At 34.4% G+C, this 16,470-nt stretch carries 14 protein-coding genes; 5 read left to right on the forward strand and 9 right to left on the reverse strand.

Annotation, left to right across the window (positions count from 1 at the left end):
- Positions 1 to 25: 25 nt before the first annotated feature.
- From ACMHJ2_RS13465 to ACMHJ2_RS13505, 9 genes are all read right to left on the reverse strand, one after another.
- Entirely contained in the window at positions 26 to 634 is a 609-nt protein-coding gene (locus tag ACMHJ2_RS13465) for a 4'-phosphopantetheinyl transferase family protein (RefSeq protein ID WP_413513381.1), read from the reverse strand.
- A gap of 96 nt (positions 635 to 730) precedes the next feature.
- The gene (locus ACMHJ2_RS13470) at positions 731 to 1,210 is read right to left on the reverse strand and encodes a hypothetical protein (protein WP_413513382.1); all 480 of its coding nucleotides are present in this window, start codon (positions 1,208 to 1,210) and stop codon (positions 731 to 733) included.
- A gap of 71 nt (positions 1,211 to 1,281) precedes the next feature.
- Entirely contained in the window at positions 1,282 to 2,565 is a 1,284-nt protein-coding gene (locus ACMHJ2_RS13475; RefSeq protein WP_413513383.1) for a DUF4302 domain-containing protein, read from the reverse strand.
- A 17-nt stretch (positions 2,566 to 2,582) separates the two neighbouring features.
- Positions 2,583 to 3,458: a substrate import-associated zinc metallohydrolase lipoprotein gene (locus tag ACMHJ2_RS13480; RefSeq protein WP_413513384.1), complete on the reverse strand. Its 876-nt coding sequence runs from the start codon at positions 3,456 to 3,458 to the stop codon at positions 2,583 to 2,585.
- 21 nt (positions 3,459 to 3,479) lie between these two features.
- Positions 3,480 to 4,997, reverse strand: coding sequence for a RagB/SusD family nutrient uptake outer membrane protein (locus tag ACMHJ2_RS13485; RefSeq protein WP_413513385.1), 1,518 nt, complete (start codon positions 4,995 to 4,997; stop codon positions 3,480 to 3,482).
- A gap of 13 nt (positions 4,998 to 5,010) precedes the next feature.
- A complete protein-coding gene (locus ACMHJ2_RS13490; RefSeq protein WP_413513386.1) occupies positions 5,011 to 8,367 on the reverse strand; it encodes a SusC/RagA family TonB-linked outer membrane protein in 3,357 nt (1,118 codons plus the stop codon).
- Positions 8,368 to 8,810: 443 nt separating this feature from the next.
- Complete coding sequence (gene mscL / locus ACMHJ2_RS13495) at positions 8,811 to 9,257, reverse strand: large conductance mechanosensitive channel protein MscL (protein WP_413513387.1); 447 nt, start codon at positions 9,255 to 9,257, stop codon at positions 8,811 to 8,813.
- Positions 9,258 to 9,320: 63 nt separating this feature from the next.
- A complete protein-coding gene (locus ACMHJ2_RS13500) occupies positions 9,321 to 11,765 on the reverse strand; it encodes a bifunctional UDP-N-acetylmuramoyl-tripeptide:D-alanyl-D-alanine ligase/alanine racemase (protein ID WP_413513388.1) in 2,445 nt (814 codons plus the stop codon).
- A gap of 56 nt (positions 11,766 to 11,821) precedes the next feature.
- Complete coding sequence (locus ACMHJ2_RS13505; protein ID WP_413513389.1) at positions 11,822 to 12,184, reverse strand: DsrE family protein; 363 nt, start codon at positions 12,182 to 12,184, stop codon at positions 11,822 to 11,824.
- Between the two features lie 201 nt (positions 12,185 to 12,385).
- On the opposite strand from ACMHJ2_RS13505, the gene ACMHJ2_RS13510 reads away from it, so the two are divergent.
- The 5 genes from ACMHJ2_RS13510 (at position 12,386) to trxA (ending at position 16,350) form a co-directional block, all read left to right on the forward strand.
- Positions 12,386 to 12,946, forward strand: a complete 561-nt coding sequence (locus ACMHJ2_RS13510; protein ID WP_413513390.1) for a YeeE/YedE family protein — start codon at positions 12,386 to 12,388, stop codon at positions 12,944 to 12,946.
- A 10-nt stretch (positions 12,947 to 12,956) separates the two neighbouring features.
- The gene (locus ACMHJ2_RS13515) at positions 12,957 to 13,370 is read left to right on the forward strand and encodes a DUF6691 family protein (RefSeq protein WP_413513391.1); all 414 of its coding nucleotides are present in this window, start codon (positions 12,957 to 12,959) and stop codon (positions 13,368 to 13,370) included.
- A gap of 81 nt (positions 13,371 to 13,451) precedes the next feature.
- Complete coding sequence (locus tag ACMHJ2_RS13520; RefSeq protein ID WP_413513392.1) at positions 13,452 to 14,087, forward strand: Crp/Fnr family transcriptional regulator; 636 nt, start codon at positions 13,452 to 13,454, stop codon at positions 14,085 to 14,087.
- Positions 14,088 to 14,599: 512 nt separating this feature from the next.
- Positions 14,600 to 16,027 carry an MBL fold metallo-hydrolase gene (locus tag ACMHJ2_RS13525; protein WP_413513393.1) on the forward strand — a complete coding sequence of 476 codons (1,428 nt, stop codon included), beginning with the start codon at positions 14,600 to 14,602 and terminating at the stop codon, positions 16,025 to 16,027.
- A 5-nt stretch (positions 16,028 to 16,032) separates the two neighbouring features.
- Positions 16,033 to 16,350 (forward strand): thioredoxin, encoded by a 318-nt coding sequence (gene trxA / locus ACMHJ2_RS13530; protein ID WP_413513394.1) that lies wholly within the window; start codon positions 16,033 to 16,035, stop codon positions 16,348 to 16,350.
- Positions 16,351 to 16,470 lie beyond the last annotated feature (120 nt).

Raw genomic sequence — 16,470 nt, forward strand, 5'->3', positions numbered from 1 at the left:
AAACTGCGCAATTATCCTTTATTTTTTAATAACTGACTACTAGGACGTAATTATCCAAACGAAAGGTTTGGTAATTGAAATAACATTTAAAGTCCCCTTGATTAACTTGCGCTTTTTTTTCTATTACATCAACAGCCATGTCCTTTGCAAAACTAAGACTACGCGAATTACACATCTTAAAGAGCGCTTCTTTTGCAGACCAAATCTCCGTAAAGTAATCCAATTGCTCTTCTAATTGTTCAGGTGTACCAGACAACTCTATATCATTGCAGAATTTAGTACTCAACCGAATTATTTTCTCGCGTTTTAATTCGATATCAACCCCTATATTTTCATTGCTGATGACTACAACTGCATAATCAAAGGAATGAGAGATCGAAATAAATTGCCCGTTCGCTAAGAACGGTTTTCCATTTGCATCATAAACCAAATCGATATCTTGAATATTCACTTGCCTCAATACTTGTCGAACGGCTAAAAAAGCTTTCTGATGATTTTCAGCCTTCATCTTAGCCAAACGCTGTTGACTGTATTCACTCAGCTCAATAGAAGAAATCAATTCTTCAAAAGGTTCGGTGATATGCCAAATATAGAGTTCCCCTGAATCTAATGCTATTTTCTTTACTAGTCCCATAAATAAAAAAGTCCGTATTTACATACTGACAAATATGTCTTACAAAAATACAATAAGTTATACATAAAAAAAGAGTCGCTTTAGCGACTCTTTTTATTATTTTACTTTTTGATAGTAAATCCTAATTCTAACTACACCTTTTTCGTAATTATCAGAATTTATTTCCATCGCAGTAAGCATTCTTTCTAAGTTCATTTCTGCATCGTCTATTTTAGTTACAATAAACTCTTGACGAACTTCACCATTGTACAAAGTAAGTCTGCGCTGATCGATCATCTTCCATTGATATGCATTTTCAATATATCTAGAATAACATTCTTTTGTATCATCTGTCAGATAATAGGCTAAATAATTAATGCGATTTGTTGGTAAGAAATCGAGTTGATCATAGTCACAATGTTCACCAGCTTTCAAACTGATGGTAGCAAGTAACTTTGAATTTTTATCAAAATGATCTTCTTTCACAAGATACCATTTTCCATAAAACTGATTATCCAACGTTTTATCACCATTATCATCGCTTTTTGAACAGCTAAAAATTAATAAAACAGCAAGAATTCCTAATATTTTTTTCATTTCCTTAAACTTTTAAAAAATAAAAGAGGGATTTAGTCCCTCTTTTATTTTATTTATGCTGTTATAATTTACTATCCTTTATAATTGTCGAATACAACACCCCCACAGTAAAGAGTAACAATTTTATTTATATATTTAATTGTATACTCTTGCTCTTTAAGGAGAATATCACCGTATCCAAATAAGGCTTGATGCAAATCTTTAATATTTTGCGGTACAGAAGACGGAGCTCTCCAATTCCCACCAGTAACTTGACCACTTTTTCCAGTATCAGTTATGTTTCCTTGATAGATTTGAGAATCATTATCATCATATACTACGATAAATACTCCATTTTGAAAAATAATATCAATTCTTTGAACATCAGCAGCAGATAATATATTTTTAGCTTTTTGAGAAATACTAGGTGTATTCAGTAAATCTTCCTTAAAAAATATAATCCCTGTTTGAGCAGAACTAAACATATAATTCTTGTAAACATTAGACCACTTATCAGGACGTGCAACATTTTTGATTCTCACTTTAGTATTACCAGAATTTACTGATACAAACTCATTAGTTACTGGTTCTAAAACAAAAGATTCGAAAGCCTCTCCGTCAATTTTAATTGCTGGGCTAAGAACAATCCCTTCGTTAGTAAATCCAACACCAACGCCCTCAAGACCTGGCAATAACGTTTGATCAACCCCTTCATTAAAGTTATAAAATCTTAAAATCGGTGAAAATGTAGCATCAAATTTTTCTACAGTACCTCCTTTTTCAACTTCAATACTTCTAAATACAGGAATATCTTCATTGCTAATAATCCCTATTGTTGCTTTTCTCTCCGCGAATTTATCCCAATCCTCTTGCGTAGCTTTAACGAATTTCAATTCTTGTTTAAAATCTTTCGTTCCTCTAAAGAAAATGGTATTTTCATCAGAACCATAATATCTAAACTGAAATTCTCCCTCAAAACCACGGGCAGCTCTAAGCGCTGAGTTCGTAGGATCTGATAATTTATGTATCCAACTACCTGTAGCAAAAACTAAACTTGTAGTAGCTCTCAATTGAACTTCATATTCACTTACGTCAGGTGTATAACTTTCATCATCGAAATCGGATATCATAGTAACTTTTCCGTTTTCATCGAAATCCATTAAAAACGTAAATGCTCCTAGCCCAGTATCATCAGTGAAATAAGTAAATTTCCATCCTTTATCTGAACTATTTAACGCTTTTGTCAGTTCCTCTTTCTGAGCCTTTTCTCTTTCGAATGGGCTTTCAGCAAACACATTATCATCACTTTTACATGAAACAACTGATGCTGAAAGGGCAAAAGTTAATACTCCTATACTAAAAATTCTTTTAATCATCTTTCTAATTTTTCAAGTTAAAAATTGCCATCAACCACATCATTTGTGTTCTGTTCAGCTAAATCTCTTAACGCCCAAAAATCAATCTTTAATTTTTCTTTATAATAAGAAACTACTAAATCAACTTTTTTCAAGATGTCTGCTTTAGCATTAGCCGATTTTATACCTGCTAAAAACGCAGTCCATTCTACTTTCGTTTTCATCAAAATGAATGAAGCCGTTTCAGCAAAATCTTCATCGTAATTTGATCTAGCATAGCTAGTAACAAAACCAATTTCATTTGATTCTACATCATCGTAAGAGTTCCATGAACTAGTATACAATCCTGCTTGAGAGATTGTAGCCCAAGACACACGATCAAAATCTTTCGTCTGATTTAAAATGTGCACATACTCGTGCTGTACAGTGTGTACAAATTGACGAATACTCTCTAAATCATCATGTTTAACATAATCTGTATTAAACAAAGTGATACGCGCACCACCTCCAGCTTCACCTAACGTAATAGTATTATTGTCATTTACGTTATAACTTCCTATTAAATGGAACTGTCTTGGAGCAATTTCCTTAACCAAGTTTGGACCTGCAGCTTGTGTATAACTATCAATCCAAATCTTTTTAACCATTCTAAGTGCAGGTTCAACATTTTCTACTCTAGGAGGGAATAAGGTCTTGTCATAGTAACCAAATGCTTGATTCCACTTATAAGTAGCGGCAATATTATACGGTTTTGTATAATTATCGTAAATCCACTGATCTAATTCATTTCTTTGTACATTTTCATCAATTTCGAAAATACTTGGTCCTAAATCAGTATCGTTATCACAGCTAATCAAGGCCATTCCAAACATGGAAAACAAACCAGCTGCCTTTAAAAAATTATATAATTTCATTTCTTACTTTTTTAAATTAGACTATCTTGGGTTCGCTTGTAATCCATTCGCGATTGCCATCTGAGGTAATTGAATCTCTCTACGGAAATCGTTTTTAGTCAATACTTCTACTCTAGCACTTCCATCAATATTACGGTGTGTTAATTCAATATTAAAACGTTTAATATCAAACCAACGTTGTCCTTCTAAATAAGAATCTCTTCTACGCAAGTCTGCTAAATACTCTAAATAGGCTACTTGATTAGTAGATAATTTATCCATATAGAAAGGATCTACTTTTGCAGTTGGTCTATAATTTAAAATCATCGTTTCAGTCAACTTATTCGCTGGACTTGGTGCTTTTGTACGTGAAGCTACCCACGTATTCATCATTGCTAAAGCATCTGATAAATAATTAGCAGAGATTAATGCCTCAATACGATCTAAGTACAACATATCATTTGAAAATAAAACAACATTTGTATAACGGAATCCTGTTTGATTGGTAGGGTCAGTCACTTCAAAAGTACGAGGGAATTTAATTATTCCAAAATAAAGTTTTGTTGAAGGTACTCCCCATCCACCATAATTCCATTCTTTTCCAAAAGGATTAGAATCTCTTGAATACAAATAGTCATTAGCTACTGTACTTGTGTACATATAACGATTACCTGAATTATAAGCAATATTAGACATTACACTTCCAACTAATAAATTTGGTATAGCACCAGCTCTTGGATATTCAACTGTCGTTTTATCACCTAATGTAGAATAATATTCTAAATCTCTTAAAGTACTACCATTTAAAGCAAGATCATTACTATATTCTAATGATTTCTCGAATTCCCCTTTAAAAATATAAAACTTTGCAGCAAAAGCTCTTGCTGAAGCCAATGAAAAATGGAACCATTTTGTTTCAGAAGAACGATCTAAAGTTTTTATCATTTCTAAACCTTCGATTAAATCCGCTTCAATAAAATCATATACTTCTTGTACTGTATTTCTTGAATATTTAGGCAAAAGTTCTGTTTCAACTTCTTTTGAATAGGGAACTCCCAAATCCGAAGAAGCCGTTAGAGGATTATATGTTTTTCCAAACAAATTTACTAACATAAAGTGCGCATAGGCTCTAGCTATTAAAGCTTCCCCTTTAAACTCTTTTAATCTTCTTAATTCTTTTGTTCTTCCTTTTTCGGTAAATTCTCCTTCTAATTTTAGCGCTGCATCGTACGCAGTATTCGCTTGAGCGATTGCAGCATACGCTGCAAACCAATAATTAGTTGGAGAATCTTGTGATTCAGAACGAATATCTTCCCAAAAGAAGCTTTCTGTATTTGTAACATTCTCTAACGTTATATTACCATTATCTACAGCATTATCACTCATGATATCGGTAAACTGAAAATGTGTCGTACGAGGATATGCTAATGTCACAACCTCTCCTATCTTATCAACAGAATCAATTTTTGTACGATTGTCAGGAGTTTCATCTAAAAACCCACTACAATTCACAAAAAACAAACCCATTAATAATCCTATTCCAATATTTATTTTTTTCATATCCTAAACAAATTTAAAATCCAACATTTAATGTCAAAGTATATTGGCTACTAACTGGCATAGCAACACCTCCACTTTGGAAAAACTCAGGATCTTGTCCATTTAATTTCTTGTCTGAATAAATCAACCAAGGATTTGTAGCCATTGCACGTAAAGAGAAATTACTAAATCCAATTCTCTTTTTAAAATATTCAGGGAATTCATAAGATAAAGAAATATTCTTCAATCGAACGAAATCACCATTTGCTACTCTAGCTGTTGAATAATTATAAGCATTATAAGCAAGACCTAATTGAGAAATACCATAGTTTCCTTGCTGAGTTAAATCGGCAATAACCGGTATATCTGTTCTATTTTCATCACCAGCAATCATCCAACGATCATTCATATCTCTAGAAAATACATCTAAATCAGAATATGTTGAAGAGAACATTGGGTTTAATCTAACTTTGTTTCCACCTGAAGCAACAAAGAATAAATTCAAACTCCAGTTTTGGTATGTAAATGTATTAGAGAAACCTAACGTTTTGTTTGGTTCAGTTGACCCTTCATATTTTAAGTAATCTGTAATATTTTGTGAATCTTGGAAATTAGCTCCAGTAACGTTATCTGTTTCACCATTAGCCATAATAAACGTTGGTAAACCTTCACCGTTTAATCCTGTAAACTGATATGAATATAAACTATTACGTGGTTGTCCTATAACGTTTCCTCCAATACCTTGGATTAAATCAATAACTCTTGCTCTATTTTGTAAACTAGTGATTTCTTGTTTAAATACAGAAGCATTGATTGTCGATGTCCAGTTAAAATCTTTTGTTTTAATGTTAGTAGTTGTAATACCAAACTCTAAACCTTTTAACTTCATATCTGCATTGTTACCATATTTTTGTGACTCACCTCCAACACCCGTTGTACGTACGATATCGATTAAATCGAATGCATTCCTTTGGTAAGCATCAAAAGCAACTTGAACTCTATTATTGAACAATCCCAAATCAAAACCTAAGTTTAACTCATATTGTTTTTCCCAAGTTAAATCAGCATTTTGCAAAGCTTCAATTTCTAATGCATTTTCGCGATTTTCTTTAAGGCTACGGAAAGGAATTTTACTTCTGTAAATTGCCAATGAGTTTGTTGCTGGTCCAGACGTAGCTGTTAAACCATAAGAAGCTCTTAATGCTAAGTTGCTAATTGTTTCGTTGTCAATTAAGAATTTTTCTTGTTTTGCATTCCATTTTCCTGAAACAGTCCAAGTTGGTAACCATCTTGAAGAAGAAGAATCTCCTTGTCTGTTAGAACCATCATAACGACCTGTTGCAGCAATTGTATATTTATTATCAAATGTATATCCAATACGAGTAAAGAAAGCTAATGTACGTTCTCTCTCTTCAGCAAAAGTAAAATACTCTCCACCGTTGTCAATTAATTTTTCTAAGGCCAACATATTAGGATATGATGTCAATCCTTTGTCGTATTGAACCCCATGAGATAAAAAGTAATCTCTATTACGATTTACAACTCTCATTTCAGTTCCTGCAAACACATCTAACTCATGTTTATCATTGAATACATCATTATAAGACACGCTGTTTCTCAAATAGAATGAAGTTAAATCATTGGTAAAGTTTCTACGCATACCTCCATTTGGCATAACTGGAACACCTGGGATATTTGGATCTGTTGGATCTTTATACAAATAAATATTTTGATCTCTTTCTACTGTATTGCCTGATGCATTAAACGCTTTAACAACGTTTGATGTTTCAGTCAAACTGTGTACACGTTTTGTATCTGCATAGCGCGCTGCACCATTTAAATTATATGTAACTTTTGAAGAAATCTTATAATCTAAGTCAAGTTGGAAACGAATATCTTTCACATCGATGTCCATATAGTTTGATTCTAATTCGTTTAAGATATTAAAATCCGCCCAGTTACTTCTGTGGTACTCATAGTCTCCACTATCCGTATATGGACGTAAAGTTCTACTTGTATTTAATGCATAGCTAAATGGATTGATATCAAAATCACGAGATACAGCCCCATTTACAACATCAACTTCTCCATCATATGTACCAGGTGCTTTTTGATCACGCACCGATCCATTCAATGCCAAAGCAATTGTCAACTTATCATTAACAAAGAACGTATTTTTCAAATTCATTGTCAAACGGTGTACTTTATCCGCCACTGTCCATCCTGGATCTGCATAATAACCAATAGATGCAAAATAGGCATTATTAGCTCCACCTCCAGAAAAACTCAACGAGTGACTTTGAGAAATTGCAGGTCTAAACAAGGTTTTAAACCAGTTTGTATTAGCCATTTCGTGTTTTCTCAAGAACGTATTTTTTCCAACTTCGTCATTAATATACTGAAATTTTTGTTCTTCTGTATCATAATTATTAACTCCTCTGAAATACATATTATATACCCCTCCATATCTTCCATTCAATGAATTTGGATAAGTAACATGTCCTTTATCTACTAACTCATTAAACACATCCATAGATTGTTGTGAGTTCATGATATCATATTGTCCATAGTTAGGAACTGTACGCACTGTACTTTCCATAGAGTAGCTAATTGCTAATGGCGTTTCTCTTCTACCTGATTTAGTTGTAATAACCACAACACCATTCATTGCACGAGAACCATAAATAGCCGTAGCAGAAGCATCTTTTAAGATATCGATACTCAATACGTCATCTGCATTTAAACCAGAAATCGCAGAACTTAATAAAGTTTCTGAGTTACCCGATGCTAAATCTTGGAATGATACATTTACGATGTCTTCTTGAACAACGCCATCGATTACCCAAAGTGGTTTAGTATCTCCCATAATTGACGAAGCACCACGAACCGTAATTTTAGGAGCAGCTCCAAATGTACCTGTAACGTTTTGTACCGTTACCCCAGCCGCTTTACCTTCAATCATTCTACTTACGTCCGTAACCCCATCCACTTTTAAATCTTTAGCTTCAATACGGCTAACCGCACCAGCTTCTTTACGCTTAGATAAAGTCTGATACCCCGTATTAATAACTACCTCTTGCATCATGGCACTGTCATCTTTTAAAACAACATTCACAACACTTGCTTTCCCAACTTTTTTCTCAACCGTAACTGTCCCTACAAATTGGAATACTAAAACAGCATTCTCATCTTTTACATTAATAGAGAACTTACCGTCAAAGTCGGTACCAACACCTTCTTGGGTTCCTTTAACTAACACACTAGCTCCTGGTAGACCTAACCCATCTTCACCAGTAACTTGTCCTGTAACCTTTCTACTTTGCGCAAACCCTTCATTTACCATTAGTAAGGCTGCTATTACAAAGAAGAAATGAAGTACAATTTTCCTCATGTTTTTATTAATTTTAAATTGTTTAACAAACAAATAACAAAAAATCGACATATGCTAATTTTATGTTATTTTTTTACAAGCTGAAAAAGTTAAAAAACGTACTGTACTGTTTTGCAAGCAATTATACAAATAGTCTTCAAAACCCAATCATAGCACGCAATGTACAGCTAATCAAAGGCAAAAACAAACTCTTAAAAGATTGCACAATACACAAATAAAACTAGTTAACAAAACCAAAAAAATCAAAAAAAACAAACGTTAATAGAAATTAAATTAAAAATAATAGCCAAAAACAATTCAGTTGGAAATTTTTCTTAAATGTTTTTTTAACACTTAAAAATAAACTTCGAAACTCCACGCTATATTTCTTTTAAAAAATCCATTTTTTGAGCAAAAAAAAGATCGGCCAATGGCCGATCTACTATAAGGTATGCTAAACTAAATTACTTGGATTGATTTTTTAATAAATCTCTAATTTCAGCTAATAAATCTTCTTGTGTTGGTGCTGGTGGTCCTGCTGGCTCTGGCTCAGCTACTGCAGCCTCTTTCTTTCTCAACTGGTTAATTCCTTTTACCATAAGGAAAACACAGAATGCTAATAGGGTAAAATTAATCACTTCAGTAATAAAACTACCATAAGCAAAAATAACATTACCATCGATACCTCTGGCAGCAGCTAAAGGTGATCCTGAAGCAGCCTCTCCTTTTAACACAACATACATATTGGTAAAATCTGGGGTACCAATAATAGCAGACACTAACGGCATAATAACATCATTAACAATACTTGCTACAATTTTCCCAAATGCACCACCAATGATAACCCCTACTGCTAGGTCCATTACATTGCCTTTTACCGCAAATTCTCTAAACTCTTTTAAAAATCCCATAGTTAAATTTTTACTGATTGCTTTTAACAAAAATAGTTATTTTATTCTAAATAAAAACTTTTTTTATTCCTCAAAAAAAATTCTTTTAACTCTTTGAGATACACTTGTTATAATTTCATAAGCTATGGTATGAATTGCCTCTGCTATTACAGTAGTAGGAAGATCCTCTCCGAAAATAATCACCTCATCCCCTTCTTTACAAGTAATCTCTGTTACATCTACCATCAACATATCCATACAAATCGACCCGGTAATTGGTGCTTTTTTAGCCTTGATTAATACATACCCCCCACTGCTTCCCCATACTCGGTGTATTCCATCGGCATACCCAATGGGAACGGTCGCAATCTTTGTTGGACGTAAAGCTCTAAATCGACGTCCATATCCCACACTTTCTTCTGCTTCAATTTCCTTTACTTGCATGATCCGCGTTTTGAGTGTTCCTACATTGCGCAATTCTTTCATCTCCTCTTTGTCATTACCGATTCCATATAAACCGATTCCCAAACGCACCATATCCATTTGATGCATCGCATACTGATAAATACCCGATGTATTTAAAATGTGTAAAATAGGTTCTATTTGCAATTGCTCCTTAATATATAGGCTGTTTTTTTGGAATAGGGCAATTTGATTCAAAGTGAAAGCATCATATGCAGAAATATCACTTGACGAAAGATGAGAAAAAATAGATTTTACCTCAACAACATTCGTATGCTTTAAAACTTCAATTAAATCATCCAACTCCTGGGTTAAAAATCCATGGCGGTGCATGCCTGTTTCTACCTTAATATGTATAGGATACTGATATCCGTTTTTTCCTCTTACAATTTGCAGAAAAGCATGAAGCTCCCGCATAGAATAAATCTCGGGTTCTAAATCATACGCTATCATCGTAGAAAACGCACTTATTTCAGGATTCATCACAATGATATTTGTTTTGATTCCTGCTTTTCGCAAAGCAATTCCTTCATCCGCAAAAGCCACACCTAAATAACTGACTTTTTCATGTTCTAACAATTTAGCGATTTCAACACTCCCATGTCCATAACCAAACGCTTTAACCATAACCATGACTTTCGTTTCTGGTTTCAACTTAGAACGATAGAAATTCAAATTGTGTCGAATCGCGGTAAGATTAACTTCTAAAACCGTTTCATGTGTTTTTTCTTCTAGTAGACTGACAATTTTATCAAAACGAAAGCCACGTGCACCTTTAACCAAAATCGTTTCATCTACAAAATCATCCATTGTCATCTTTTGTAAAAACTCCTCTGTGGATTGAAAAAAACGCATGACGGCTGAATCCTTTGCGTATTTACTAATTTCTTCACCAATACAAATTACTCTTCCTATTTCATAGCTCTTCAACAGTTTATTAACTTGTTGGTACAAAGCTTCAGATGGCAATCCACTGTGAAAAACATCGGATAGAATTACCGTTTTTTTCGTATTACTTCGGTGTTTTTCTAAGAAATCTAAAGCAATACTCAAGGATTGATAATCAGAACTGTATGCATCATCAATAATCGAGCAGTTATTAATTCCTTTTTTTACCTCTAAACGAAGTTCAACAGCATATAACTTTGGAATACGTGCTTGTATTGTTTGCGTATCATAAGACATGTACAACATAGTCAAAATACACGTCATTATATTTTCAATAGCAAATTCATCGGTAAAAGGAAGTTCAACCTCAAATATTTCTACCTTATTATAGTGTAGTACTACTACGTTGTCTTTTACCTGTCCATATAAATTGGCGTCTGGATCCGTTAAACTCCAATTGATATACACAGCCTCTGGAGGTAATTCAGCTATAATCCTATTCTCTTTTTTTCCTATGAGGGTAGGTGTATGCGCAAAGAGTTGCATTTTTTCGTGAATTTTTTGCGCTTCATTCTCAAAACCCTCCTGATGTTCTCCCGTTATAGCGGTAAGTATACCTAACGTTGGACGAACAATCGGCTCTAAGTTTCTCATTTCATTAATCGTTGAAATTCCAACCTCAAAGAGGCCAATCGTATGTTGTTCGGCCATCCCAAAAACAGACAAAGGAACCCCTGTCTGTGAGTTATAGCTCTTTGGACTTTTACTAATTGAAAATTCCGCACTTAACAAATAGTTCAACCACTCTTTAACTACTGTTTTCCCTCTACTTCCTGTTATCCCAAAAACGGGAATATCGAATTTTTGTCGATGCCAAGTTGCCGCCTGCTGTAGTGCTTTTAATGTATCTTGAACAACAAAATAGAATACGCCTTCTTGTTGTACCATTTTATCAACCTGAGATACAACGAAATACTTTACCCCCAATTGAATTAATTCTTGAATATAGACATGGCCATTGTGATTGTGTCCCACCAAAGCGAAAAACAAAGTTGTTTCGTCATTCAATACCGACCTACTATCAACCGAAACCCGATTAATTTCAAAGTATTCTTCTATTTGATTCCCAACTACTTCTGCATTTAGATACGCACAGAAATTTGCAGTAACAATATTCATTAATTCGTCTTTATTTATTTAGGTACAAAGGTAAGTCAGAGTCTATCTTTTTGAATCTATAAATTACATTTTATATACGCCCAGCCTTCTTCTTGTTTTTCAATAATTGAAATCAAACCCGAGGGTACATAAGCGACACTTTCAAAAATATCAGATTTATCAATTTGACGAACGCGCATCGTATTCTCACAGGCAAAAAATTGAACGCCTTTTTGGATTGCTTGTTGTAATCCGTCGCCAACCATGGTTTTTGTTTTTCTAACCATACCAATGGCTGGTCCATGAACAACTACATGAATTTCTACGTTGTTTTTCCAATGGTTCATCACATTGGTTACATACGTCATTAAGGCATTTTGTTCGTTAATATTTTCTGTATTCATTTGAAAAACAACTCTGTGCTTTTTTTCCGTATTCATAATAGTATCGTTTTATTTTTGTGTTTGACTTGATTCATTATAAAGCTACTAAATCCTTTTTCATTAACCGATATTTTCTATTGTTTTTCTCTGTTTTATTTTTTTTATTCACTCTTTACTATTGAATGTATCAAAAGTTACTGTCCTTCCATAAAATAATACAGAACTTTGTACCAGAATAACTTAAATACTATTTCTTTTATGCATTGGATTTACGAACCTTGGCCTTGGTATATCGGTGGAATTTTTATCGCTTTCACCTTAGTTTCACTTCTACTCCTGGGAAAAACATTTGGGTTTTCTTCTAATTTAAGAACCTTATGTTCAATCTTAGGAGCAGGAAAAACGTGTGATTTTTTCTGTTTCAATTGGAAGTCCCAAACGTGGAATCTCTTATTCTTAGTAGGAACGATTCTCGGTGGATTTATTGCGTATCATTTTTTAAGTGTAGACGCCGCTGCAGTTCCAATTAGTGAAGCAACTATCGAAAAACTAACCCATTTAGGATTCCAAAGCGCTGGCAAGACGTATGCTCCTACGGAACTTTTCGGTACAGAAGCTTTTTCTTCCCAAAAAACTATCGGAATCTTGGTTGTAGCAGGATTCTTTGTTGGATTTGGATCGCGATATGCAGGTGGTTGTACTTCTGGTCATGCCATAACCGGCTTGAGTAATTTCCAACTTCCCTCCCTCCTTGCTGTACTTGGTTTCTTTATTGGTGGACTACTTATGGTACATCTTATTTTCCCATTCTTATTTTAAACCAACTAAAATGAAAAAATTAGCTTATTTATTTGTCGGTATACTTTTTGGCATTGGTATGTTCAAATCAGGAGCCTCTTCTTGGTTTAGAATTTACGAAATGTTCCAATTTGACAGTTTTCACATGTATGGAATTATGGGAACTGCACTTACACTTGCTGTAATCGCAACACTTATTATAAAACAAAAAAACATCAAAGATTTTTCAGGGAATCCTATTGTTTTTACGCCCAAAGCAAAAAGCATTCCGCGTTATTTAATTGGAGGAATATGCTTTGGATTGGGTTGGGCACTAGGCGGTGCTTGTCCTGGCCCTATGTTTACCTTATTAGGTGCTGGTTTTTATCCTATTCTATTTGTTATTATAGGCGCTTTATCAGGTACCTGGTTTTATGGCATGATTAGAAAATGGTTGCCTCATTAGAAAAATAGAGGTTGCTTTTTTCTATTTTTTATACAGTAAACCAATTGTCGTATCTTTAAATCCAACAACCTAATGATTCGTATGGGACACTTAATTAGAGAGAAATATCGCAATCTTTTTGAAGAAAAACTAATAGATGAGATCATTGAAATAGCGACTATTAAAGAGTTTGAAGAAGGGGATCGTTTAATGGAAATCGGCGCATACATCAACAAAATCCCTCTTGTATTGTCTGGTGTTATTAAGATTATTCGCGAAGATCAAAAAGAAGGAGAACTGGTACTCTACTATATAGAAGCAGGGGATACCTGTGCGATGACCTTAACTTGTTGTATGGGGGAAACAAAAAGTCAGATACGCTCCATCGCTGAAACCAATGGATCTGTGGTTTTAGTTCCCGTAAGTAAAATGGATGATTGGTTGGTTCGCTATAAAAGCTGGCGAAATTTTGTCTTAACTAGCTACAACAACCGAATGAATGAAATGCTTTCCGCTATTGATAGTTTGGCATTCCTGAATATGGAAGAACGCCTGTGTAAACTACTACAAGACAAAGCTAAAATGTACAACAGTACCTTCATCCGCAATACGCACCAAGAATTAGCCGATGAGCTGAATACATCAAGAGTTGTTATATCTAGGATTTTAAAAAACCTAGAGAACCAAGGAATCATTCGCCTAAATAGAAAACACATTGAATTACTCCAAAAACCCTAAACCTCAAACGCAACCCTTATTTATCGGTTGTAATTTAGCTATTTGAAAAGGTATTTCACTACTTCTAGTTGATCGCGACAGCGTCATTCTAAAGGTCCTTTCGCCCTTATTTGAAAGAAAAAACGGCTGCAAAATAGTACATGCACCTGTTTTCAAATCAACTACTTTACTTGGGAATTCATGTATTACATAGACCGGCTTAGTTAAGGGATTCTTCGACAATACTTCAAGAATACGTGGAGAATACTTGGAAAAAGACATGTTTTGTCGAAGGAATGTCCTCTTATTCTCCAAATATCCTCCTGCTATTGTCCTACTATTATATTAGTTGCTATCAATTATTCTCGCAAGCCCTTCGTCTATTTTAGCTAAAAAATAGGTGCAAAAAGACAACGCGTATATCCTTTATAAGGAATCAAAAGAGACGTTTTTTTGAGTTTGTAACCAAGGTTACCGTTCAATTCAAAACATCTTCTTACTTTTACTATATCAATTAAAAATAAACAACACGCATGAAGATAGAACAAATTTACACAGGATGTCTAGCGCAAGGTGCCTATTATATAGAGAGCAATGGAGAAGTTGCCATCATTGATCCATTGAGAGAAGTACAACAATACGTTGACAAAACGGTCAAAGATCAAGCGACAGTAAAATATATTTTTGAAACGCATTTTCATGCGGACTTTGTAAGTGGACACGTTACTTTAGCTGAGAAATCAGGTGCTCCAATCGTATTTGGACCTAATGCGAATCCTTCTTTTCCAGCACATATTGCGCAAGATGGAGAGGTATTTCACTTGGGAAATATTACGATTACAGCCCTTCATACACCTGGGCATACCATGGAAAGCACAACGTATTTATTAAAAGATGAAAACGGCAAAGATTACGCTATTTTTACTGGAGATACTTTGTTTTTGGGTGATGTGGGTCGTCCCGATTTAGCTCAAAAAGCAGCTAGCCTAACTCAAGAACAATTAGCGGCAACTTTATATCACAGTTTGCGCGATAAAATTATGCCATTAGCAGATGACGTAATTGTTTATCCGGCACACGGAGCAGGATCGGCTTGTGGAAAAAATTTAAGTAAAGAAACAGTAGGTACCTTAGGTGATCAAAAACAAAACAACTACGCCTTACGCGCAGATATGACGGAAGCGGAATTTGTAAAAGAAGTAACCGATGGACTTTTACCGCCCCCAGCCTATTTTCCTTTGAACGTAAAATTAAACAAAGAAGGCTATGATAATGTTGAAAATATTATTAGTAAGAATCAAGCCTTATCTCCTAGTGAATTTGAAACATTAGCCGCCGATTCAGATGCGCTAATTTTAGATGTAAGATCGGCCACTGATTTTGCACAAGGCCATATTCCAGGATCGATTTTTATTGGTCTAGATGGGCAATTTGCTCCGTGGGTAGGTGCTTTAATCACCGATATTAAACAACCTATTTTACTCCTTACACCTGAAGGACGCGAACAAGAGTGTATCATTCGCCTTGCAAGAGTTGGCTATGACAATTCTTTAGGGTATTTAGCGGGTGGATTTACCGCTTGGCAAGAGGCAGGTAAAGAATATGACACGGTACAACAAGCAACAGCTAGTGAACTAGAAACAGCGATGAACGCTGGAGATATTACTATTTTTGATGTGAGAAAGCCAGGAGAATATGATGCTTCACACATTCAGCACCAGAATCTAATTCACACTCCATTAGATTTCTTAAACAATCATTTAGCTGAATTTCCAACAACAGGAAACTTTTATATTCATTGTGCCGGTGGATACCGCTCGCTAATTGCAGCTTCTATTTTAAAAGCAAGAGGCTATCACAACATGATTGATGTAATAGGTGGATTTGGCGCTATTAAGAACACGGGAATTACCCTTGAAGACAATAGCTGTGCCTCTACTTGTTCATCTACACTAAAATAAAAACAATGACAAAATTTGAAACGTTAATTCAATCTAATCAATTTGTTTTGGTCGACTTTTTCGCCACTTGGTGCGGCCCTTGTCAAATGCAAGCTCCCGTTTTAGAAGAAGTAAAAGCGATTCTAAAAGATGAAATAACCATTCTCAAAATTGATGTAGATAAAAATCAGGCATTAACCGCGCAATACAGCACCCAATATAATATGCGAGGGGTTCCTACTTTGATGTTATTCCGTCAAGGGAAACTCTTGTGGAAGCAATCTGGCTTTACGGATAAACAAACGCTATTATCTCATTTCGAATATTATAAAAAGCAATATTAAACAACAGAAAACCTTTGTTTTAAAAAAAACACTTCAAGCACTTAGTTATACTAAGTGCTTTTTTTTTAATTTATAAATAGAAATTAGTAACAAAATAAATAAAACACGACTAATCTTTTG

Source organism: Myroides odoratus, assembly GCF_965118575.1.
GTDB classification, from domain to species: Bacteria; Bacteroidota; Bacteroidia; order Flavobacteriales; family Flavobacteriaceae; genus Flavobacterium; species Flavobacterium odoratum_B.